We start from the raw sequence: 22,232 nt of genomic DNA, 5'->3' as shown, positions 1-22,232 counted from the left end.
CGCGGGGCCGAACTCGGAGGAGACACCATGCTCACGACCATCCGTGCAGCCGCATGCGCCGCGCTTGCCGCCTTGCCGCTGCTGGCTCAACCAGTCATGGCGCAGGACAAGGTGCTGAAGTTCGCCACGCCGCAGGATTTCACCGTCGTCTATACCTTCGTGACGGCCGAGTACAACCAGGGCTATCGGGACTACATCACATTGATCAACGAGCGCGGCGGCCTCGGCGGGATCAAGATCGACGTGCTCGTCTCCGACCACGGCAACGCCATCCAGCGCGGCATGGAAGCCTTCGAGCGCTCCACGCGCGACGGCGCCATACTGGTCGATCCGCTGTCGACGCCGGTGAGCCGAGCGCTGGTGACGCGCGCCCTGCAGGACAAGGTCAATCTGATCACCACCATGTCGGGCCGCAGCGACGCGGCCGACGGCACCGTCTTCCCCTACGTGCTGCCCATGTCGCCAAGCTACTGGTCGCAGGTCGCCCGCATGGTCGACTATATCCGGCAGGAGGAGAAGGACCTCAAGGGCAAGAAGCTCGCCTATGTCTATATCGACACGCCGTTCGGCCGGGAGTCGTTGCCCCTATGGGAGGCCTTGGCCAAGAAGGACGGCTTCGAGCTGCAGACCTACCCCTACGCGCCGCCGGGCAACGAGCAGTCGGCGGTGTGGACCCAGGTGCGCCGTTTCCGGCCCGACTGGGTGTTCATCGGCGGCGGCGGCGTCGGCCAGCCCGTCTCGATCAAGGAGGCGATCCGCAACGGCATCCGCGTCGACCGCATCGCCTCCTGGGTGTGGCTGTCGGAATCGGACATGGACGTGGTCGGCCGCGCCGAGGCAAAGGGCGTGCTGAAGTTCGCCGTCACCGAGCAGGGCGCCGACAGCAAGGTGATCAAGGACATCATCGCCGAAGTCGTCGACAAGGGTAAGGGCGCCGGTCCCAAGGACAAGGTCGGCACCTCCTACTACAACGTCGGCGTGATGGCCGCAGCGCTCGCGGCCGAGGGTGCCCGCAAGGCGCTGGAGAAGAACCCGACCGGCCCCTTCACCGGCGAATGGCTCAACGCCGGTCTGACCAGCATCTCCAAGTTCGACCTCGGCGGCTTCCTGCCGCCCATCACCATCACGCCGGAGGACCACCAGGGCGGCGGCCAGGGCAAGGTGGCCCGCTGGGACGGCGTCAAATGGGTCGCCGTCACCGGGTGGGGCGCGGCCAACCAGGACATCATCTGGGAGATGATCCGCAAGCAGGCGGCCGAGTTCAAAGCGACGGGCAAATAGGCGGCGGGTCGATGGGCGACATCTCCACGGCGGCCGCAGGCTCGCCGCCGATCCTTTCGGTGAACAACATCGAGGTGGTCTACGACAACGTCTTCCTGGCGGTGAAGGGCGTTTCGCTCGACGTGGCGGAGGGCGGCGTCGTCGCCCTCCTCGGCGCCAACGGCGCCGGCAAGAGCACGACGCTGAAGGCGATCAGCGGCCTGCTCAAGCCGGAGCGCGGCGCCGTCACTCGCGGCGACATCGCCTTCCGAGGCGAGAGCCTCCTCGGCCTCGACCCGCCGGACCGGGTGCGGCTGGGGCTGGTGCACGTGCTCGAAGGCCGAAGGGTGTTCGAGCACCTGACGCCGCGCGAGAACCTGATCGCGGCGACCTCCATGCACCGCGACCGACGCGGCGTGAAGGACCTGATCGATCGCACCTTCACCTGGTTTCCAAGGCTCGCCGAGCGGGCCAAGGCCAAGGCCGGCTACCTTTCAGGCGGTGAGCAGCAGATGCTGGCCATCGGCCGCGCCTTGATGACCGAGCCCAAGCTGCTCATGCTGGACGAGCCGAGCCTCGGGCTTTCGCCGCTGCTCGTCGACGAGATCTTCGACATTCTGCGCAAAGTGAACGCAGAGGCCGGCGTCGCGGTGCTGCTGGTGGAGCAGAACGCCGCCGCAGCCCTCGACTTCGTCGATCAAGCCTATCTGGTCGACAACGGTCGCGTCGTGATGGGCGGCGCGGCTGCCACCGTGAAGGCTAATCCCGACGTGCAGGCGGCCTACCTGGGCGGGGGGCATCAGGTCGACTACGCCGCGGTGAAGCACTACCGGCAACGGCGGCGGTGGCTGTCGTGACAGAAGCGTGCCAACTTCGGAAAGGCGGTTCGCATCGCCATTCGTCGTCCTGGCGATGCGGCAGGTGGCTCAGCCGCCGACGCATGCGGTCTGGAACTGATGGGCGGCCGGACGGCTCGGCCGTCGAGCCCGTATACGCTGGGATCGCGACCCGACGGCATTCAGACCCTTAGAGCATTTCCGCGTTTCTCTGAATCGCGGAAACGCTCTACTTATCTGTTTTGTCGCATTTTTTTCACGCGAACCGGCGTCACTTCGCTCAAAAATGCTCTAGATCGGGCGAACCTTGCACTTGCTGTCCGCTTCAGACTTGAAGGATTGGCCCGCAGGTGAAGTTGCCACGAGCTTGAGACAATCCCAGCGTCCCTTGGACTCGGATGGCTTCTTAACCTCGGCGAGATACATGTCCTTGTACAATCGTCCATTGCGTCCAATACGGCCCGGCTTCGCAAAGAAATCCGTCACCTCGTTATTCGTCATCCAGCGAACAGCGTCTATGCCGACCGGCCCGGCAGCCTGCACGCCCTTCAAGTAGTGCGTCGTGGCCGAGTAGAGGCCGGCCTGGACGTCGTTCGGCATCCGCCTCATGCGCTCGAAGTATCGCTTCGACCACGCGCGGCTACCTTCATCGGCGTCCCAATAAAAGGATGTCGCGAAGAGACTCCCCTGTGCCGCATCAAGCCCGAGCGCATCAATATCGGAGAGGAACAGGAGGAGTCCCACAAGGCGCTGGCCACCGTTGACCAAGCCGAACTCCTGCGCCTGTTTGATAGCATTGACCGTGTCGAGACCAGCGCTCGCGAATGCAACAATTTTGGCCTTCGACATCTGTGCCTGCAGGAGAAACGAAGAGAAATCGACGGTCCCCAGGGGCGCCCTGACTGCGCCGAGTATCTTGCCTCCGCTCGCCGCGACAACCTCACTGACCGATTTTTCCAATGCGTGACCGACCGCATAGTCCGCCGTCACGAAGAACCATGTATCACCCCCATCGGCGATGGTCGCCTTGGCGGTCACATGGGCGATCGAGTAGGTGTCGTACACATACTGTATGCCGGTGGGTGAGCATTCCTCGTTTGTCAGGCTCTCCGACGCAGCGGTCCCGTAGATCGCGACGACGCCCTTTTCCCGGGTCAAGGCCTGCACGGCGAGCGCGACCGACGAGGTGGGTACATCGAGAATTGCGCCGACACCCTGCTCGTCGATCCAGCGCCGAGCGATTCCTGATCCCACATCCGGCTTGTTCTGATGATCACCCTGGAGCACCTCGATCTTGAGATCGCGAACCCGCCCGCCGAAATCCTCCACGGCCATGCGAACGGCTTCCACCGATCCCGGCCCTCCGATATTTGAATAGAAGCCTGTCATATCCGTCAGGACACCGAGCCGCAAAGGCCGGGTCCGCGCTTGAGCGCCGGCACCCGCCGGAAGACCGAGCGCGCCCGCAGCGCCGAAGCCAACCCCGGCCCGCAGCAGATTGCGCCTTGAAATACTTGGCATGCCATTCTCCCCTGTAGATCTTGGGTTCTTTTTGTCTATTTGGCTTTACGTTCGACTATGCGACTCCAAATCTATCGGTTTCTGTTATTTATTATTATCACGAACGATCTTCATGCTTCATGCGCGAATGTGAGCTCAGCCGGCCCGTTCCTGTCAAATAGTTGACATCTGCCCTCATTCAGCATGGCGATCAGATGCCTGTCCTGCGGCTTCTCGGATGCGGTCTTGGGAATTTCGGCGACCATCTGCACGAAGTTGGGCACGCCCGTCGAACCCAGTTTGCTCGCGCAGTCGGCGAAGATTTCCCGCGGCTCGACGAGGCCGGGGCTGACGACCAGCGCGGCAACCACCTGCTTTTCGCCCGGCGTATTGGAAGCGGTGGCCACCCCATAGACGTAGGCGTCCAGGACACCTGGTATGTTGGCAATGGCCGCCTCGACCTCGCGAGCATCGATGAAATCGCCGTTGCGGCGGATCGACTGTCCGGCCCGATGCGAGAAGAAGAGCCAGCCGGCCGCGTCCTTCCAGCCGATATCGCCCGAGCGAAACCAACCGTTCCTGGTCTTGACGGCGGATGCCTGCTCGTTGCCGAAATAGGTGACCGGTGTCACGGAACCGTCTGCGTTGCGGAAGCAAATTTCGCCGAGCGTGCCGGCACGTGCAATGCTGTCGTCCGGGAGCAGGATCTCGCAGACCAGGCCGGGTTCGGCTCTGCCGATCGAGCCGACCGGCCCCGCCGCGGGTGGGTTTAGCGTCAGGCCACCTTCCGCCGTGCCAAAGAACTCGAAGATGCGGGTTCCAAAGCGCTCCTCGAACGGTCGCCACATGGCCGCCGGCATGCCCGCGCTGAGCACGAAGCGAACCCGGTGCGCGCGGTCCAATGGGCCGGGCGGCTCGGCAAAGATCGCGGTCGCCATGCCGCCCAGCAGATTGAAGGTCGTACAGTTGTATCGGGTGACGATCTCCCACAGGAGCGACTTGGTGAACTGCCGGCTGATGACGAGCGGTACCTGCATCGCCAAGGCGCTGCTGAGCGTGATGAACTGCGCGTTGGCGTGGGTCAGTGACAGGCCGGTATAGAGGCGATCGTCCGGCCGGAGCCCGAACATTGGGCCGAGAGCTGCAACGCCCGCGAAGCGGGCATGTGACGCCACGATGGCCTTGGGGTCGCCGGTCGTCCCGGAGGTGAACAGCAACTGCATCGGATCGGCGAGACGCCGCGGTGTCATCGCCGTTGCCGGTGGCGATGCTCTGACGACATCGGCGAACGACTCGAAGCGTCCGTCCGCCCCACCCACGCCGATCACCCAGACCCACTCCAGATCGGGCAGATCGGCGAGCAACGGGCGAAGGTTCTCCACCACCTCGGGCGACACGATGGCGCCCCGGCAGCGGGCGAAGCGCAGCATGTACGCCAGCTTGTCGCCCCGGGTGCGGGGATCGATCGGCACGAACACCGTGCCGGCGACTTCGGAGCCGATCATCGCGTCGACGAATTCGGGATGGTTCCTCATCACGATGGCGAAGGCATCGCCCGCCGCCATGCCGGCCGCCTCAAGAGCTCCCGCGATTCGACATCCATTGTCCAACAGCTCAGCGTAGCTCCGCCGCTCCTCGGCGAGCGAGCCGTCGTGCTTCACCTCGACGAAGGTGAGCACCGGTTCCGCGCGGACGGCGGCGCCGTCGACTACGATCTCGAGCAAGGTTCGAAGCGGCGGGCTCATCGGGCGAGCACCGTCATCGCAAGAGCCGCCGCGTCTGTGCCGATGAACCCGCCGCCGTTCTCGGCGAGCGTCAGCTTTGCATCTTCGACCTGGCGGGCTCCGGCGCAGCCACGCAGTTGCTGCACGAGCTCATGGATCTGGCCCAGCCCGGTGGCCCCGATTGGATGCCCCTTACGCACGAGGCCGCCCGAGGGGTTGACCGGCACGCGCCCGCCGAGCGACGTGGCGCCGCTTGCGACGAGCGCCGGTCCTCCGCCCGGCCGGCAAAGGCCCAGCGCCTCGTAGTAGATCAACTCAGCCGGCGACGTCGCGTCATGCAGCTCGACGCAGTCGAGATCGTCGGGGGCGACGCCGGCCGCCTCGTAGGCTCGGGTCGCGGTGGCGGCCGTCACGCTCGGCATGCCCGGCGTGGCGTCGAACCCGCTCGCCAGTACCGCGCTCAGCACACGGACCGGCCTTGCGATCCCGAGCTCGCGGGCGACCTTGGGCGACACGATGACCGCCGCCGCGGCGCCATCGCCGATCGGCGAGCACATCGGCAAGGTCAGGGGCGGTGAGATGGGGCGCGCCGCGAGCACATCGTCCGCCGTCAGGACGTCGCGAAACTGAGCGTTGGGATTGAGGCTGCCATGACGCGAATTCTTGGCCGAGACCATTGCAAAGTCGCGCTGGGTCGCCCCGCTCGAAGCCATGTAGTCGCGCGCCATGCGGGCGTAGACATCCATGAACACGGACCGCCTCTCTCGCGGCGCCGCCGCGAGCTCCTCGGCCGACCGGTCTCCGGTCACATAGGCATCGAGCTGCTCTGGATGCTCGGTATCGGTGCAGCCCGCATAGACGTGCATGGGCCGCTCCTTGTCCATGTGGTGGAGTTTTTCCATGCCGAAGGCGAGGACGACGTCGTAGGCACCGAGCGTCACCATAGTGCAGGCTTGCTGGAAGGCGGTCGACGCAGTGGCACAGGCGTTCTCGACATTGACGACCGGAATGCCTCCCAGGCCGAGCTGGCGCAGAACCGTCTGGCCTGCGATGCACACCTGGCCGGTGACGATGCCCGCGCCGGCGTTGCCCGCCCACGCCGCCTGGACACGCGCGAGCGGCAAACCGGCGTCGGCGAGGGCTCCCTCTATCGCCTCGTGCGCGAGGCTGGATAGGCTGCGGTCGAGATGCCGACCGAATGGCGTCATGCCGACACCGGCGATGATGGCATTCTGCTTCACAAGGCGCTCCTCGGGATAGAATGGTCAGGCGAGCCGGCTCGGACGTCAGCGTCAGGCCGTCACGCGCGATCGTTTGTCGGACTGGGTGGCAAGATGCTCGGCGTCAGTCAGCCGGCGGACCGCACGAACCAGCGGCAGAGATCCCGATCGGGCGACGGCCGTCGAACCGACGGGGCGACACCATGTCGACATCCGCGGCGCGGCACATTCCTGAACGCTTTCGGCCCGCGGCCAGCACAGTAGAAGATACCGCGCTCAGCGTGCGCGCCGAGCCGGCTGCCGATTCATGGGCTTCCTCCCTCATATCGAAGCGGCTCTTCGGCCGTATCCTCGTTCTCCCTTCTTGCGCAGGCCTTGATCTTCTGGAATGTTCAAATTCGCCACTTTTTTGATTTTAGCTGCCAGATTTTCTAAAGCTGCCGTCGGAGAGCGGATGAAGAACGAGCTGCTCGATACGGTTCGGCTCTCGAACCAGAGCATCCGGATCATGGTGTCGATGCTGCGTGAGGCGGCGATCGATCCGGCCCCCGTGTTCAGACGGGCCGGCGTCGATTTGTCGGTCGCTGACGCGCCGCAGGCCGATGTCAGCGGCACGGACGAATTGCGCTTCCAGCAGGCCTTCGTCGGCGCCACGCGCGATATCCCCGGCTTGTGGATGCGAACCGGCCTTCGCTACCGCATCATGTCCTATGGTCCCTTGGGCCTTGCGGTGCTTGCCGCAGCGAATGTCGCTGAGGGACTGCGCGTTCTCGACGGCTTCCAGGCGCTGACATTCTCCCTGATGCGCTATCAGTTCGAGTACGAGGACGGGCTGCCCGTTGCGCTCGTCGCTTACGATGACGATGCTCCTGCGGAGTTGCGCGAGTTTTTGCACGAGCGCTCGCTTGGCTCGGTGACGACGTTTCTCAATGACATGTGCCAGCCGGCCTTTCCGCTGGTGCGAATCGAGTCCGCCCTGTCCCGCCCTCGCGATTGGCAGCAATGCGAGCGCCTGTTGGGCGTGCCCGTGATGTTCGGCGCGGAGATGACGCGCTGGGTCTTTGCGCCAAACGCCGGAGCGGCACCCCTGCCGATGGCGAGCCCGCTGCTGGAGGAGACTTATCAGTCGCTGTGCAGCAGGCTGATCGGCGCCGCCGGTGCCGGCGACGCGTTCCTCGGCAGGCTCTATCAGGTGATGGTGCGGTCCGGCCGGGGTTTTCCCTCAGCTCGCGCCGCAGCGGCGCTGCTGTCGATGTCAGAGCGAACCTTGCACAGACGGCTGGCGGATCGCGGGATGGGCTTCAGCGCGGTGCTCGCCAAGGTCCGCAATCAGCGCGCGACCGAACTCCTGGAGAAATCCACGCTGTCGGTCGAGCAGATCGCCGACATGCTCGGCTTCGCCGAGACTGCGAGCTTCTCACGCGCCTTTAAGCGTTGGACCGGCTTCTCTCCGCTAAATTATCGAAGAGGAAGAGCGGTCGCGTCGTCGCCATAGCGCAACCCGCCGTCGAGGAAGGCGCGCCGCCGCCTCTCATGGGCCTTTCCTCACGAGCTAAGCCAGCCGGACACCCGGGCAGCGTCGGCCAGATTGCCGGCCAAAGCCCGGCTGGGCTTCGGCCGCGGTGTGTCTCTCGCCGAGACGCAGCGCCGTGATCTCGCGCGCCCGGAGGGCGGCGCCCCGTCGCCTTGACTCCCCCAGTCTCAGCAGCCATTGGCGCGGACAACCCGCACGGCCTTTTGGCCGGTCCGCGGGCCAAGTTTTGTCGAAGACCAGAGGGAAGCAAGACGTAATGCGGAGTTGGAGTGGACGCACGCTCGCCATCAGCGCGAGCGCGGCAGCGATCGCCTTGGCACTGGTTGGCCAGGCCTCGGCGCAGAAGGCCTACGGCCCCGGTGCCAGCGATCAGGAAATCAAGGTGGGCAACTTCGTGCCCTATAGCGGCCCCGCGTCGGCCTACGGCATCGTCGGCAAGGTGGAAGCGGCCTACGTCCGTATGCTCAACGACAAGGGCGGCATCAACGGGCGCAGGATCAACTATATCTCGTACGACGACGCCTACAGCCCGCCCAAGGCCGTGGAGCAGACCCGCAAGCTCGTCGAAAGCGACGAGGTGCTGTTCCTGTTCCAGACGCTGGGGACTCCGTCCAACAGCGCCATCATGAAGTACACCAATTCCAAGAAAGTGCCGCAGATCTTCGTATCGTCAGGCGGCAGCAAGTTCGGCAACGACCCCAAGCAGTTCCCCTGGACCATGCCGTTCAACCCGTCCTACGAGACGGAAGGGCGCCTCTATGCGCAGTACATCCTCCAGACGCTGCCGAACGCCAAGATCGCGGTGCTCGTCCAGAACGACGATTACGGCAAGGACATCTACAAGGGCTTCAAGGAGGGCCTCGGCGACAAGACGTCGATGATCGTGGCGGAGGCGCCCTACGATCTCGCCGAGCCCACGGTCGACTCGCAGATGCTGAAGCTGAAGGCCTCGGGCGCGGACGTCTTCGTCAACTTCGCCACGCCGAAGTTCGCGGCCCAGGCCACCCGCAAGCTCGGCGAACTCGGCTGGAAGCCGGTGCACCTGCTCAACAACGTGTCGGCCTCCGTGGGCGCCGTGCTCAAGCCCGCCGGCTTCGAGAATGCCCAGGACGCCATCACCCTGACCTATGTCAAGGACCCAACGGACCCTGCCTGGGCGAGCGACCCCGGCATCAAGGCGTGGTCGGAATTCATGGACAAGTACGTGCCGGACGGGGACCGCACGAACGCCCTCACCGTCTACGGCTTCGCGGCCGGGCAGACGCTGGAACACATTCTCCGTCAGGCGGGCGACAACCTCACCCGCGAGAATATCATGAACGTGGCGACGAGCCTCAAGGACTTCTCGCCGACGGTTCTCTACCCCGGCATCGTGATGTCGACAAGCAAGACCGACCATTTCCCCATCGAGCAGATGCAGCTCATGCGCTTCAAGGGCGACCGCTGGGAGGCCGACGGCCCGCTGCTGTCGGCCCAGGGCAAGCACTGACGCAAGCCCCTGCGGCCCGGCGCAAGCCGGGCCGCTCCGCTGTTGGGTAAGGCGCCCGACCCGGCGACCGGGCGAGCGCGCCGGCTGAACCCCGACGGCTCTTGCCCAGCGGTGGCGCGGTGGCGCAAACTCTGCTTAGGACTGCGATCTGCCGCACCAGCGGTCAAGGACAGCTTCTGAGAGGAAACGACCGCATGTACCCTGGAGTGTACGCGACCCGGAACGCGGACCGCCCCGCCATCATCATGGCTTCGTCCGGCGAAACGGTGACCTACGGAGAGCTGGAGAAGCGCAGCAACCGCCTGGCGCATCTGCTGCGCAATCGTGGCCTCAAGCGCCTCGATCATTACTCCATCTTCATGGAAAACAACGTTTACTATATCGAATGCTGCGCGGCAGGCGAGCGAACAGGTCTTTACTATACATGTATCAACTCGTTCCTGACGGCGGACGAACTAGCCTATATCGTCAACAACAGCGAATCACGAGCGCTGATCTTCTCGCAGGCGAAGCGGGAGATCGCGATCGAGGCGCTGCGTCAATGCCCCAAGGTGGAGTTCGCCATCGTCGTGGATGGGCCGGGCGACGGCGACAGCATCCTCAACCTCGAGGAGGCCTCTGCCGGGTTGCCCGACACGCCGGTGGCCGACGAGGCGGCCGGCACAGCGATGCTCTACTCCTCCGGCACCACCGGGCGACCCAAGGGTATCGTGCGGCCGCTGCCTGAACAGCCCCCGGCGCAGCCACTGCCGCTGTTCGAGTTTCTGGTCAAGCTGTGGCACTACCGGGAGGGCATGACCTACCTGTCGCCCGCGCCGCTCTATCATTCGGCGCCCCAGGGGGCGGTCAACCTCACCATTCGCCATGGCGGCACGGCCATCATCATGGAGCGCTTCGATCCGGAGCAGTATCTCCAGCTCGTCGAGCGCTATCGGCCCACACACAGCCAGCTGGTGCCGACCATGTTCTCACGCATGCTCAAGCTGCCGGATGACGTGCGCCGGAAGTACGATCTATCGTCGCTCGAAGTGGCGATCCATGCCGCCGCGCCCTGCCCGCCCCAGGTGAAGGAGCAGATGATCGAATGGTGGGGCCCGATCATACATGAATACTACGGCGCCACCGAAGGCCTCGGTTTCGCCACCTGCGATAGCGCCCAGTGGCTTGCCCATCGCGGCACGGTCGGGAAGATCGTCCTGGGCGACCTCCAGGTGCTGGACGAGGAGATGAAGCCGTTGCCGAAGGGGACGCCCGGCACCCTGTGGTTCAAGACGGCGACACAATTCGAGTATTTCAACGATCCGGCCAAGACCGCGGAGACGCGCTCCGCCGACGGCTCCATGAGCACCGTCGGCGACGTCGGCTACGTGGACGACGACGGCTACCTCTATCTGACCGACCGGGCGACGTTCATGATCATTTCCGGTGGCGTGAACATCTACCCGCAGGAGTGCGAGAACCTGCTGATTACCCACCCGAAGGTGGCGGACGCCGCCGTCTTCGGCGTCCCCAACGAAGACCTGGGCGAGGAGGTGAAGGCGGTCGTGCAAGCCATGCCAGGGATCGAGGCCGGCGACGAACTTGGCCGCGAGCTGATGGCTTTCTGCGCCGAGCACCTGGCGCGGCAAAAGTGTCCGCGCTCCATCGACTTCGAGGAAGAGCTGCCGCGCCTGCCCACCGGCAAGCTGTACAAGCGCCTGCTGCGCGACCGCTACTGGGGCAACCGCACGAGCCGCATCGTCTGATATTACAGCCGCGGGAACCGCGGCCTCGCGAGACAGATGGCCGATGCCCGGCCATTCACCGCCCCGGATCTCGGCCCTGCCACCCCAGCGACTGAGAACCTGCAAGAATGTGTTGCCAGGAGCCGGCCCCGTCGGCTGTCCTGGCCGCCGAACACGATACCGTTCAACGCGGATCGAACCCATCGGAGAGGAAACGCCACCATGTATCCTGCACCTTTTGCCCGTCAGCATCCTGACGCGCCGGCCATCATCATGGCCTCCTCCGGCGAAACGCTGACCTACGGGGAGTTGGAGAAGCGCAGTAACCGCCTGGCGCACCTGCTGCGCAGCCGTGGCATCAAGCGACTTGACCACTATTCGATCTTCATGGAAAATCACCTTCGCTATGCCGAATGTTGCTGCGCGGGCGAGCGCACGGGGCTTTATTATACCTGCATTAACTCATTCCTCACCGCCGACGAGGTTGCCTATATCGTCAACAACAGCGAGTCCCGCGTGCTGATCTTCTCCCAGGCGAAGCGGGAGACCGCGCTGGCGGTGCTGGGCCAATGCCCGAAGGTCGAGTTCGCCGTCGTCGTCGACGGGCCGGGCGACGGCGACCGCATCGTCAACCTCGACCAGGCGACGGCAGGGCTGCCGGACACGCCTGTGGCAGACGAGACGCTCGGCACTGCGATGCTCTATTCCTCCGGCACCACCGGCCGGCCAAAAGGCATCCTGCGGCCACTGCCGGAGCAGTCCCCCGCCCAGCAGCTCCCGGTTTTCGACTTCCTGCAGGCGACCTGGCAATTTCACGACAGCCCGATCTATCTATCGCCGGCCCCGCTCTACCATTCCGCCCCGCTGGGGGCGCTGACGCTGTGTATCCGCAGCGGCGGCACCACGATCATCATGGAGCGGTTCGATGCGGAGCAGTTCCTGGCGCTGACGGACAAATACAAGCCGACGCACACCCAGATGGTGCCGACCATGTTCTCGCGCCTACTCAAGCTGCCCGAGGCCATCCGGCGGAAGTACGACGTGTCGTCGTACAAGATCGCTATCCACGGGGCCGCTCCCTGCCCGCCCCAGGTCAAGCAGCAGATGATCGAATGGTGGGGACCGGTGCTGCTGGAATACTACGGTGCGACGGAAGCCAACGGCCTGGCCATCTGCGACAGCGCCCAGTGGCTTTCGCACTACGGCACCGTCGGCCAGATCGTGTTCGGCGACGTCCACATCCTCGACGACGACATGAAGCCGCTGCCAAAGGGCACGCCCGGCACCATCTGGTTCAAGACGGCGAGCCCGTTCGAATATTTCAACGATCCGGAGAAAACGGCCGAGACCCGCTCGACGGACGGCACTATGACGACCGTCGGCGACGTCGGCTACGTGGACGACGACAACTACCTCTACCTGACCGACCGGGCGACGTTCATGATTATCTCCGGCGGCGTGAACATCTACCCGCAGGAGTGCGAGAACCTGCTGATTACCCACCCCAAGGTGGCGGACGCCGCCGTCTTCGGCGTCCCTAACGAAGACCTGGGCGAGGAGGTGAAGGCGGTCGTCCAAGCCATGCCGGGGATCGAGGCCGGCGACGAACTTGCCCGCGAGCTGATGGCGTTCTGCGCCGAACACCTGGCACGGCAGAAGTGCCCGCGCTCCGTCGATTTCGAGGAGGAGCTGCCGCGCCTGCCCACCGGCAAACTCTACAAGCGCCTGCTGCGCGACCGTTACTGGGGCAACCGCACCAGCCGCATCGTCTGAGAGCGCGCGCTCGAATACCGGTCATGCCATATGATGCCCCGCCGTGACGTCACGGTCGGGCATCATCGGCCTTGGCGCGGCGGACCTGTCGATGCGGTGACTGATTGTGCCGCGTTGCCGGTTACCGCCGCGTCGCTCGACGTGCGAGGGGGCGGAAGGGATGATGAAGAGCGCCGGCATCCTCATGTACAGACGTGACAAGGGGGACACGCAGGTGCTTCTCGTCCACCCGGGCGGACCTTTCTGGCAGCGGAAAGATATCGGCGCGTGGACCATTCCGAAGGGATTGCGCGCCTCCGGAGAGAGTGCCGAAGCGACGGCGCGCCGCGAGTTCGCGGAGGAATTGGGGGTGACGGTCGATGGCCCCCTGCGGCCCCTCGGCAGCATCCGCCAGCGCGGCGGCAAGGAGGTCGAGGCCTTTGCACTCGAGGGCGACATCGACGCCAGCCGATTGCGCAGCAACACATTCGAAATCGAATGGCCGCCGCGGAGCGGTGAGCGGCAGACATTTCCGGAGATCGACCGCGCCTGCTGGTTCACCTTCGCCGCCGCGCGCAATAAGATCCTGTCAGGCCAGCAACCCCTGCTCGGCCGGCTCGCAGCCCTTCTCGAAAATGAGGTATAGCGGGGTTCGGCCTTCCGTCTCGCGGCACCTATATCTCCCTCATGAACACCGATCTGGCGCTCAAGCTCGCGCTGGCGCTCGGTATCGGCCTGATCGTCGGCCTGGAGCGCGGCTGGCGGCAACGGGACGAGGCGGCTGGCAGCCGTACCGCAGGCATTCGCACCTTCAGCTTGATCGGCCTACTCGGCGGCGTCTTCGGCGCGCTGAGCAACGCGAGCGGCGGCCCCGCGCTCATCGGCATTGGCTTCGTCGGGTTCAGCGCCGTCTTCGCGTGGTTGAGCCGCGCGGAGGCGGAGCATGACCGGGACTACAGCGCCACCGGCACCGTCGCGGCCATGCTCGTCTACGCCCTGGGGGCGTGCGCGGTGGTCGGTGACATGCAGGTCGCCGCAGCGCTGGCCTGCCCCTCGTGCTTCCCGCACTCGCCGCGGCGGCCGTCTTCCTGGTGCCAGCCGCCCTTACCTTCTTGAGTCCCCCTAAAAGCGCCGCAGCCGACATGAAGCTGGGCAATCCATTCGACTTGGTGCCCGCTCTCATCTTTGCCCTGCTCCTCGCGAGCGTGAGCCTGGTTGCGGCCTGGGTCAACAGCCGCTTCGGCGCCGCCGGCCTCTACCCCTTCGCCGCGGTGACAGGGCTCGTGGATGTCGATGCGGTCTCCGTCTCCACGGCCCGTCTCGCCAGCAAGAGCATCGAGATCGCGACAGCGGCCACGGCCATCCTGGTGGCGCTCGCCTCCAACGGGATCGCCCGCGCTTGCTACGCCGGCTTCATCGAGCGCGGCCCGTTGGCGTTGCGACTGGCAATCGTGACACTCGCCGCGTTGGGCGCCGGATCACTCGGCCTGGTCGTGTCGAATGTCGGGTCGGCTTGACCACGGGCTGAGCGGACCGCCGCGTCATGCGCACGGTCGACGCGGCCTGCGAGGTCGAGGGTCGACTTGCCGCGCACGCCTTGGGCCGGTCAGAGCCTCAGTGGGCCAGGAACAGCGGTGCCGGCGGTTCCGCCAGAAAGGCCTGGGTGACGCCGCCCAGCGTGACCTGGCGCCACCAGGAGTGAACGAAGGCGCCCATGACGATCAGGTCTGTGCGATGTGCGTGGGCCTGCTCGCGCAATGTGCCGAGCGCGCCGTCAACGCCCGCCTTCAGGGCCAGCATCTCGGCCTTGACGCCGTGCCGTGACAGATGGAGCGCGATCTCGGCGCCGGGCAGCGCGTCGCCCTTGGCGTCCTCGGCAATGCTGACCACGTTGACCGTCCGCGCGGCAGCGAGGAACGGCAGGGCGTCGTTCAGCGCCCTCGTCGCCTGGGCGCTCCTGTCCCATGCCACCATCACACGGTCGAGGCGGAACTCCGTGCGGTCCTCGGGCACGACCACGACGGGCCGTCCGCAGTTGAACAGCACCTCCTCGGTCATCGCGCGCTCCAGGGACAGCCGGTCCGGTCGGCTGTCCAGGATGACGAGCCCGTGCACCCGGGCGTGCACGCCAAAAGTGCTCACGGCGTCCGGAAACGGTCGCTGCACGGCCTGCGCCGTGCACGGAACGCCTTGCGCGGCGGCATCCTGGCGCGCGGCATTGCAGGCGGCCTCGGCCGCGAGCATCCTGTTGACGTTTTCCTCGCGGATCAGCCCCGACCCGAAGTTGCTGAAGATGGAGTGCGAGACGGGCAACTCGCACGACACGGCCTGGAGGGTGGCATGGGCTTGCGCCTCGCGGGCGAGCCCGAGCCCGTAGGGCACGGCCGAGCTCGGCTTCTTGTCGTCCGCGCTGAAGCCGATCAGCAGATTCTTCAGATTGGCGATCATCAGGCTCTCCCAGGCTGCCGCGCCGATAGCGTAGCCATAGTGACTCGGTATTCCTCGGTCGTCGAACGCGATGCGAAGAAAGCGCCAGTGGCGGCCCGGGCCACTATCCTCAACCCGCCCCACGCCGCGCACGACGGGCCATGTGGAGGCGAGTATGTTCGAGGAGTGCCCGAAGCCGATCGGCTCACCGTTCGCCTCCGCACGCGACGCGCTTCGTCTCCTGCTGCATCAACAATATTTCTACTAGAATTCTATAGTGCCCATATCGCGCCGGCCGCAATAGTACTTATCGCGACGTGGCTTAATTACTGATTATATTGACCAGCCTTCCGCGCCGAACGGCACGTATTCGGCAGCCATCGACGATCCCATACGAGACGTCGTTGAGCACGCCCGACGGCAACCCTGGGCTCTAGGATGCTAGGACCAGACGGCGGGACGCGACGCGCATTTCCATATTCGATGGCACTGGCCACGAGGGCTGATCAGGCCGCCGGTCAACTGGATGCTGCCGAGACAGCGGCGCCGTGCTCACGCCCAGGGAAAGACGATGGGGATGACCTCGATCCGGTTCGCCACCTGCCCGACTCCTGCCACGTTCTCGGCCACGACCTGGGCGGCATCGCGCACCCGGTCGTCGCCGACTGTGCCCGTCAGCTCCACCTTGCCGCCGCGGACGCTGACGTCGATCGCGTCGATCGCGGCCCAGCCGCCGCGGTCGACCTCCTCGACGATGCGGCTGCGTATGCTCAGGTCGTCCTGAATCGGCTCCGGCAGGGCCTCGAGCCGCCGCGCCAGCGCGGCCAGGAGGTTGGCCCGGCTGACGATTCCGATGATTTTGCCATCACGGACGACCGGTAGCCGCTTGAAGCCACGCCGCTCCATTAGGTCCGCGACCTCTCGCAGCGGCGTCTCGCGGGCGATGGTTTCCGGAGCACGGGTCATCACCTCCCCGACCGTGCGGCCGTGGGCGCGGGTGTACTCGTCCGCCCGCAGGCCCGGATCGGTCAGGAACTCGAGCCAGCGCGCCCGATGCCGCTCGGTGCCGAGCTCCACGCGGCGGATCAGGTCACCCTCGGTGACGATGCCGACGAGCTGGCCGTCCGTCTCGACGACCGGCAGCCCGCTGATGCGGTTGCGGAGCATGAGCTGCGCCGCCTCCAGCACGGTCGCGTCGGGGTGGACGGTGGCCGCCCCAAGGGTCATGACGTCGCCCGCCTGCATGGTTCTGCCTCCCGCTTCGGTGAGCTCTCCAGCTCTGCTACGGCTTCCATCGATCCACGAACTTGATCGCGATCAACGCCTGATGCGCCATGAGATAGCAGAACGGGCGGTCCCGCGGCAGGTCTCGCGTGTGACCCCCGCCGTTGATCGATGCGCAAGCCCGGCTTGGCGGTGGGCACCCGCCCCACGCCCCCGGCTGGCACAGCCCTCGGCACAAAGACTGGAGACACGCCGCAGGGGCCGCCTATCGGTGCTAAGACAAGCGGGCTAGGCGACGGCTCCGATTCGAACGCGGCCTTCGTCGGTCCAGCGATATAGGGGGCATATTGGACGCCGCGCTGACCTCCGGGTGCCTGACCATTTCCGCCGGCCTTCGGCGCGCACCCCTCGCCCGACCGACGGCGAGCTCGGAGACCGAGACGGCCAGGCCTCGGTCCGGATGTGCGCGGCAGCGCCGCGCCGCCGGTAGTCCCCCCCGGCGGGACCGCCGGTAACGGCGACCGCGCCGCCTTTCCCCAGCAGAGGACGGCTTAAGCAATGACAGCATCGAGAGCGCTTCGCCTGCTGGCGATCGTCGCCATCCTGGCAGCGATCGGCTACGGCCTCTGGACGCGCCTGCGCCCCGCCGATCTGCCCGACGGCTTCGCCAGCGGGAACGGCCGCATCGAGGCGACGGAGATCAACGTCGCCGCCAAGATCGCCGGCCGGGTCGCGGAACTCCTGGTGCGGGAAGGCGAGTTCGTCACCACCGGCCAGGAGCTGGCCAGGATGGACACCGCCGTGCTGAGGGCCCAGTTCGCGGAGGCCACGGCCAATTGGCAGCGCGCGCAGATCAGCGTCGAGACCGCGGGCTTCGCCGTCAAGCAGCAGGAGGCTCAGCAGCAGGCGGCCACGGCACTCGTGGCCCAGCGCCAGGCCGAGCTCGATTCGGCCGAGAAGAACCTGTCCCGGGCCAAGGAGCTGGCAAGCAGCGGCTCCGGCTCGATTCAGCGCCTGGACGACACCACGGCGGCGTTCCAGGGTAGCAAGGCGGCGCTCGCCGCCGCCGAAGCCCAGGTCGCCGCCGCCAACGCCGCCATCAGCAACGCGCGCGCGGAAATCGTCTCGGCGCGTGCTGCCGTGGAGGCGTCCAAAGCCACGATGGAGCGCATCAAGGCGGACATCGACGATAGCACGTTGCGCGCCCCGCGCGACGGGCGCGTGCAGTACCTGGTCGCCCACCCCGGCGAGGTGGTGAGCGCGGGCGGCGTCGTGCTCGACCTCGTGGACCTGAGCGACGTCTACATGACCTTCTTCCTGCCGACGCGGCAGGCGGGGCGCGTGGCGCTCGCGGCCGAGGGCCGCATCGTCCTCGACGCCGTGCCGCAATACGTGATCCCGGCCGAGATCTCCTTCGTCGCCGACGTCGCCCAGTTCACCCCCAAGACGGTCGAGACCGAGGAGGAGCGTGAGAAGCTGATGTTCCGCATCAAGGCGCGCATCAAGCCCGAACTGCTCAAGGAATATATGAAGTACGTCAAGACCGGGCTGCCCGGCACCGCCTATGTGCGACTGGACCAGAACGCCGCCTGGCCGGCACGGCTGAATGTGAGCCTGCCCAAATGAGTGGCGAGGCGGGCAGCGAAGGCGCGTCGCCGGGGCGGCCGGTCGCGCGCTTCGCCGAGGTCACGGTGCGTTACGGCGAGGTGACGGCGCTCGACCGCGTGACCCTGGACCTGCCGCGAGGCTGCACCGTGGGCCTGGTCGGACCGGACGGCGTCGGCAAGTCGAGCCTGCTTTCCCTGCTCGCTGGCGCGCGGAGGATCCAGGAGGGCACCGTCGAGGTTCTCGGCGGCAACATGGCGAGCGCGAGCTTCCGCACCGACGTCTGTCCGCGCATCGCCTACATGCCGCAGGGTCTCGGCAAGAACCTCTACCCCGTCCTGTCGGTGGCGGAGAACATCGACTTCTTCGGCCGCCTGTTCGGCCACGACAAGGCCGAGCGCGAGCGGCGCATTGCGGCGCTGACGGCGAGCACGCGGCTGTCGCCCTTCCGCGACCGCCCCGCCGGCAAGCTCAGCGGCGGCATGAAGCAGAAACTCGGCCTCTGCTGCGCACTGATCCACGACCCGGACCTGTTGATCCTCGACGAGCCGACCACCGGCGTCGATCCGCTGTCGCGCCGCCAGTTCTGGGAGCTCATCGACACCATCCGGGCCGAGCGGCCCGGCATGAGCGTAATCGTCGCCACCGCTTACATGGAGGAAGCAGCGCGCTTCGACTGGCTCGTCGCCATGGATGCAGGCCGGCCGCTGGCGAGCGGCTCGCCTCGGGAGCTCCTCGCACGCACCGGCACCGACACGCTGGAGGCGGCCTTCACCGCGCTGCTGCCGGAACAGAAGCGCGGCGGCGACGGACCGCTGGTGATCCCGCCGCTCGCCCTGGATGGAAGCGAGGAGGTCGCCATCGAAGCCCGGGGCCTCACCATGCGCTTTGGTGACTTCACCGCCGTCGATCATGTGGACTTCCGCGTGACGCGCGGGGAGATCTTCGGCTTTCTCGGCTCGAACGGCTGCGGCAAGTCGACGACGATGAAGATGCTGACCGGCCTCCTCGCGGCAAGCGAGGGCCAGGCCTGGATCTTCGGACAGCCCGTCGATTCCACCGACCTCAGCAGCCGCCGCCGCGTCGGCTACATGTCCCAGGCCTTCTCCCTCTACGGCGAACTCACCGTCCGCCAGAACCTCGAGCTGCACGCCCGCCTGTTCCAGCTGCCGGCCGACGAGATCCCCCGGCGCGTCGAAGAGATGATCGACCACTTCGATCTCACATCCATTGCCGACCAGTTTCCCGAGGCGCTTCCCCTCGGTCACCGCCAGCGCCTCTCGCTCGCCGTGGCGCTCGTGCACCGCCCGGAGATCCTGATCCTGGACGAGCCGACGTCCGGGGTCGATCCCGTGGCCCGCGATGCGTTCTGGCGCATCCTGGTCGAGCTGTCGCGCAACGATGGGGTGACCATCTTCATCGCCACCCACTTCATGAACGAGGCCGAGCGCTGCGACCGCATTTCGCTCATGCACGCCGGCCATGTCCTGGTCACCGACCGGCCGCAGGCGCTTGTTGCACGGCGCGGCGCCAAAACACTGGAAGACGCCTTCATCCTCTACCTGGAGGAAGCTGGCGCGGGCGACCCGCCCGGCGGAGCGGATGCCTCCGCGGCGACCGCGCCCGCGGCAGCCGCTGTCACGCCTGCGCACGCCACGATGCGGCGGCGTTTCGATCCGCGCCGCATCGCCAGCTACGCCAATCGCGAGGGGCTGGAGCTCAGGCGCGACCCCGTGCGCCTCACGCTCGCCCTGCTCGGCAGCGTCATCCTCATGTTCGTGATGGGCTTCGGCATCAGCCTCGACGTGGAGGACCTGACCTTCGCCGTGCTCGACCGGGACCAGACCACGACCAGCCGCGATTACGCGCTCAACATCGCCGGCTCCCGCTATTTCGTCGAGCGCCCGCCGATCACCAGCTACCAGGACCTGGATCGGCGCATGCGGCGGGGGGAGATCAGCCTCGCCATCGAGATTCCCCCGGGCTTCGCGCGCGACGCCGCACGCGGCCGCAAGCCCTCGATCGGCGCCTGGGTCGACGGCGCCATGCCGACCCGCGCCGAAACGATCAACGGCTACGTCCAGGGCATGCATGCGCAATGGCTGTCGGCGCAAGCCACGGCGAGGGGGCAGGACAAGCTGGTGCAGCCGCTGGCGACCATCGAGACGCGCTTTCGCTACAACCCGGACATCAAGAGCCTGGTGGCCATCGTGCCGGGCGTCATTCCCGTGCTGCTGATGCTGATCCCCGCCATGCTGGCGGCGCTCAGCGTGGCCCGCGAGAAAGAGCTCGGCTCGATCGTCAACCTTTACGTCACGCCGACGACACGGCTGGAGTTCCTGCTCGGCAAACAGCTACCCTACGTCGCCCTGTCGTTCCTGAGCTTTTTAACCCTGGTGCTGTTGGCGGTGGTCGTCCTTCAGGTCCCGCTGAAGGGCAGCTTTCTCACCCTGGCGCTCGCCGCGCTCTGTTACCTCACGGCAGCGACGGCCGTCGGCCTGCTGATGTCGACCTTCCTGAAGAGCCAGATCGCCGCCATCTTCGGCACCGCGGTCCTCACCATATTGCCGGCGGTGAGCTTCTCCGGCCTGATCGATCCCGTGACCTCGCTGGAGGGCGCCGGCCGGCTCGTCGGTGAACTCTACCCCGCCACCTACTTTCTCATCATCGCCCGCGGGACCTTCTCCAAGGCGCTCGGGTTTCGCGATCTCGCCGTCTACTTCGTCCCGCTGCTGATCGCCATTCCCGTGCTGCTCGGGCTCGCCGCCGCCTTCCTCCCGAAGCAGGAGCGTTGAGATGGCCAACATCTTCAATCTCGGCATTAAGGAGTTGCGCAGCCTCTGGCGCGATCCCGCCATGCTGCTGCTCATCGCCTATGCCTTCACCTTCGCCATTTACTCCGGGGCCAAGGCGGTGCCGGAAACGCTCAACCGCGCCCCCATCGCGATCGTCGACGAGGACCGTTCGCAGCTGTCAGAGCGCATCGTGCGTGCCTTTCACGAGCCCTACTTCAAGCCGCCGGAGCTCATCACCTTCGCCGGCATGGACAAACGCATGGATGCCGGCAGCGACACCTTCGCCGTGGTCATCCCGCCCAACTTCCAGCGCGACGTGCTCGCCGGCCGCAATCCGGCGGTGCAGCTCAACGTCGACGCCACGCGCATGTCCCAGGCCTTTACCGGCGGCGGCTACATCCAGACCATCATCTCCGACGAGGTGCGCGAGTTCACCAAGCGCTACCGGTCCGTGCAGGACCTGCCGGTGGGTCTGGTCATGCGTTCACGCTTCAATCCGGAGCTGAACCGCACCTGGTTCGGCGCCATCAATCAGGTGATCAACAATATCACCATGCTGGCGATCGTGCTGACGGGGGCCGCGCTGATCCGCGAGCGCGAGCACGGGACGCTGGAGCACCTGATGGTCATGCCCGTGACCCCCTTCCAGATCATGACCAGCAAGATCTGGGCGATGGGGCTGGTGGTGCTCGCAGCTTCTGCGGTCGCACTCCTCGTCGTAGTGCAGGGCCTGCTCGCCGTGCCGATCGAGGGATCGGTCGTCCTGTTCCTGGCGGGCGTCGCGCTGCACCTGTTCGCTGCCACGTCACTCGGCATCTTCCTCGCCACCATGGCACGGTCCATGCCGCAGTTCGGGTTGCTGCTGGTGCTGGTGCTGCTGCCCTTGCAGATGCTGTCCGGCGGAACGACGCCACGGGAGAGCATGCCCGACTTCGTGCAGACGATCATGCTGGCGGCGCCGACCACGCACTTCGTCACCCTGGCGCAGGCGATCCTGTTCCGCGGGGCGGGGCTCGACGTGGTCTGGCCGCAGCTGGCGGCCATCGCCGCGATCGGGGCGGCGCTGTTCGCCATCGCCCTCGCCCGCTTTCGCAGCACGGTCGCGGCGCTCGGCTGATACCGGAGCAGGCTCCTGCGACCGG

General features: G+C 66.3%; 17 protein-coding genes. 12 read left to right on the top strand and 5 right to left on the bottom strand.

The window, feature by feature from the left end; all coding sequences use genetic code 11:
- Positions 1–27: 27 nt before the first annotated feature.
- Complete coding sequence (locus tag IEW34_RS04830; protein WP_188608038.1) at positions 28–1,281, top strand: ABC transporter substrate-binding protein; 1,254 nt, start codon at positions 28–30, stop codon at positions 1,279–1,281.
- Between the two features lie 11 nt (positions 1,282–1,292).
- On the top strand, positions 1,293–2,117 hold the full coding sequence (locus IEW34_RS04825) for an ABC transporter ATP-binding protein (RefSeq protein WP_188608037.1): 825 nt from the start codon (positions 1,293–1,295) through the stop codon (positions 2,115–2,117).
- A 270-nt stretch (positions 2,118–2,387) separates the two neighbouring features.
- Here IEW34_RS04825 and IEW34_RS04820 read toward each other — a convergent pair whose 3' ends face one another.
- From IEW34_RS04820 to IEW34_RS04810, 3 genes are all read right to left on the bottom strand, one after another.
- Positions 2,388–3,617 (bottom strand): ABC transporter substrate-binding protein, encoded by a 1,230-nt coding sequence (locus IEW34_RS04820; RefSeq protein WP_188608036.1) that lies wholly within the window; start codon positions 3,615–3,617, stop codon positions 2,388–2,390.
- A gap of 110 nt (positions 3,618–3,727) precedes the next feature.
- On the bottom strand, positions 3,728–5,341 hold the full coding sequence (locus tag IEW34_RS04815; RefSeq protein WP_188608035.1) for an AMP-binding protein: 1,614 nt from the start codon (positions 5,339–5,341) through the stop codon (positions 3,728–3,730).
- Positions 5,338–6,561, bottom strand: coding sequence for a thiolase family protein (locus IEW34_RS04810; RefSeq protein ID WP_188608034.1), 1,224 nt, complete (start codon positions 6,559–6,561; stop codon positions 5,338–5,340). The genes IEW34_RS04815 and IEW34_RS04810 overlap by 4 nt, the downstream gene beginning before the upstream one ends.
- A 367-nt stretch (positions 6,562–6,928) precedes the next feature.
- Between IEW34_RS04810 and IEW34_RS04805 the strand changes: the two genes are divergently transcribed.
- The 7 genes from IEW34_RS04805 to IEW34_RS04775 all read left to right on the top strand — a co-directional run bounded on the left by IEW34_RS04805 (position 6,929) and on the right by IEW34_RS04775 (position 14,556).
- Entirely contained in the window at positions 6,929–8,035 is a 1,107-nt protein-coding gene (locus tag IEW34_RS04805) for an AraC family transcriptional regulator (RefSeq protein WP_188608033.1), read from the top strand.
- Positions 8,036–8,330: 295 nt separating this feature from the next.
- Positions 8,331–9,563 carry an ABC transporter substrate-binding protein gene (locus IEW34_RS04800; protein WP_188608032.1) on the top strand — a complete coding sequence of 411 codons (1,233 nt, stop codon included), beginning with the start codon at positions 8,331–8,333 and terminating at the stop codon, positions 9,561–9,563.
- Positions 9,564–9,757: 194 nt separating this feature from the next.
- Positions 9,758–11,308: an AMP-binding protein gene (locus IEW34_RS04795; RefSeq protein WP_188608031.1), complete on the top strand. Its 1,551-nt coding sequence runs from the start codon at positions 9,758–9,760 to the stop codon at positions 11,306–11,308.
- A gap of 201 nt (positions 11,309–11,509) precedes the next feature.
- Positions 11,510–13,060: an AMP-binding protein gene (locus IEW34_RS04790; RefSeq protein ID WP_188608030.1), complete on the top strand. Its 1,551-nt coding sequence runs from the start codon at positions 11,510–11,512 to the stop codon at positions 13,058–13,060.
- A gap of 160 nt (positions 13,061–13,220) precedes the next feature.
- The gene (locus IEW34_RS04785; protein WP_188608029.1) at positions 13,221–13,685 is read left to right on the top strand and encodes an NUDIX hydrolase; all 465 of its coding nucleotides are present in this window, start codon (positions 13,221–13,223) and stop codon (positions 13,683–13,685) included.
- Between the two features lie 41 nt (positions 13,686–13,726).
- Entirely contained in the window at positions 13,727–14,155 is a 429-nt protein-coding gene (locus tag IEW34_RS04780) for an MgtC/SapB family protein (RefSeq protein ID WP_188608028.1), read from the top strand.
- Entirely contained in the window at positions 14,095–14,556 is a 462-nt protein-coding gene (locus IEW34_RS04775) for a DUF4010 domain-containing protein (RefSeq protein WP_188608027.1), read from the top strand. The genes IEW34_RS04780 and IEW34_RS04775 overlap by 61 nt, the downstream gene beginning before the upstream one ends.
- A 97-nt stretch (positions 14,557–14,653) precedes the next feature.
- Here IEW34_RS04775 and IEW34_RS04770 read toward each other — a convergent pair whose 3' ends face one another.
- Both IEW34_RS04770 and IEW34_RS04765 read right to left on the bottom strand, forming a co-directional pair.
- Positions 14,654–15,487 carry a universal stress protein gene (locus tag IEW34_RS04770; protein ID WP_188608026.1) on the bottom strand — a complete coding sequence of 278 codons (834 nt, stop codon included), beginning with the start codon at positions 15,485–15,487 and terminating at the stop codon, positions 14,654–14,656.
- Positions 15,488–16,018: 531 nt separating this feature from the next.
- Entirely contained in the window at positions 16,019–16,711 is a 693-nt protein-coding gene (locus IEW34_RS04765) for a CBS domain-containing protein (RefSeq protein ID WP_188608025.1), read from the bottom strand.
- Between the two features lie 537 nt (positions 16,712–17,248).
- Between IEW34_RS04765 and IEW34_RS04760 the strand changes: the two genes are divergently transcribed.
- The 3 genes from IEW34_RS04760 to IEW34_RS04750 are packed head-to-tail and all read left to right on the top strand — an operon-like array spanning position 17,249 to position 22,207.
- Complete coding sequence (locus IEW34_RS04760; protein WP_188608024.1) at positions 17,249–18,316, top strand: HlyD family secretion protein; 1,068 nt, start codon at positions 17,249–17,251, stop codon at positions 18,314–18,316.
- Positions 18,313–21,090 (top strand): ribosome-associated ATPase/putative transporter RbbA, encoded by a 2,778-nt coding sequence (gene rbbA, locus IEW34_RS04755; RefSeq protein ID WP_188608023.1) that lies wholly within the window; start codon positions 18,313–18,315, stop codon positions 21,088–21,090. Before IEW34_RS04760 ends, rbbA begins: the two co-directional genes overlap by 4 nt.
- Position 21,091: 1 nt before the next feature.
- On the top strand, positions 21,092–22,207 hold the full coding sequence (locus tag IEW34_RS04750; protein WP_188608022.1) for an ABC transporter permease: 1,116 nt from the start codon (positions 21,092–21,094) through the stop codon (positions 22,205–22,207).
- The last annotated feature ends 25 nt before the right edge of the window (positions 22,208–22,232 follow it).

It is taken from the genome of Chelatococcus reniformis (assembly GCF_014640075.1).
In the GTDB taxonomy this organism is placed as follows: Bacteria; Pseudomonadota; Alphaproteobacteria; order Rhizobiales; family Beijerinckiaceae; genus Camelimonas; species Camelimonas reniformis.
Note: the sequence above shows the minus strand (reverse complement) of the source record. Positions and strands in the feature narration are given on the sequence as shown.

Excerpts from the sequence above, each read along its gene's own strand:
- IEW34_RS04800 (WP_188608032.1), top strand. The coding sequence starts at position 8,331 with ATGCGGAGTTGGAGTGGACGCACGCTCGCCATCAGCGCGAGCGCGGCA.
- IEW34_RS04785 (WP_188608029.1), top strand. The coding sequence starts at position 13,221 with ATGATGAAGAGCGCCGGCATCCTCATGTACAGACGTGACAAGGGGGAC.
- IEW34_RS04815 (WP_188608035.1), bottom strand. The coding sequence starts at position 5,341 with ATGAGCCCGCCGCTTCGAACCTTGCTCGAGATCGTAGTCGACGGCGCC.
- IEW34_RS04760 (WP_188608024.1), top strand. The coding sequence starts at position 17,249 with ATGACAGCATCGAGAGCGCTTCGCCTGCTGGCGATCGTCGCCATCCTG.
- IEW34_RS04820 (WP_188608036.1), bottom strand. The coding sequence starts at position 3,617 with ATGCCAAGTATTTCAAGGCGCAATCTGCTGCGGGCCGGGGTTGGCTTC.
- IEW34_RS04750 (WP_188608022.1), top strand. The coding sequence starts at position 21,092 with ATGGCCAACATCTTCAATCTCGGCATTAAGGAGTTGCGCAGCCTCTGG.
- IEW34_RS04770 (WP_188608026.1), bottom strand. The coding sequence starts at position 15,487 with ATGATCGCCAATCTGAAGAATCTGCTGATCGGCTTCAGCGCGGACGAC.
- IEW34_RS04765 (WP_188608025.1), bottom strand. The coding sequence starts at position 16,711 with ATGCAGGCGGGCGACGTCATGACCCTTGGGGCGGCCACCGTCCACCCC.
- IEW34_RS04780 (WP_188608028.1), top strand. The coding sequence starts at position 13,727 with ATGAACACCGATCTGGCGCTCAAGCTCGCGCTGGCGCTCGGTATCGGC.
- IEW34_RS04805 (WP_188608033.1), top strand. The coding sequence starts at position 6,929 with ATGTTCAAATTCGCCACTTTTTTGATTTTAGCTGCCAGATTTTCTAAA.
- IEW34_RS04825 (WP_188608037.1), top strand. The coding sequence starts at position 1,293 with ATGGGCGACATCTCCACGGCGGCCGCAGGCTCGCCGCCGATCCTTTCG.
- rbbA (WP_188608023.1), top strand. The coding sequence starts at position 18,313 with ATGAGTGGCGAGGCGGGCAGCGAAGGCGCGTCGCCGGGGCGGCCGGTC.
- IEW34_RS04795 (WP_188608031.1), top strand. The coding sequence starts at position 9,758 with ATGTACCCTGGAGTGTACGCGACCCGGAACGCGGACCGCCCCGCCATC.
- IEW34_RS04830 (WP_188608038.1), top strand. The coding sequence starts at position 28 with ATGCTCACGACCATCCGTGCAGCCGCATGCGCCGCGCTTGCCGCCTTG.
- IEW34_RS04790 (WP_188608030.1), top strand. The coding sequence starts at position 11,510 with ATGTATCCTGCACCTTTTGCCCGTCAGCATCCTGACGCGCCGGCCATC.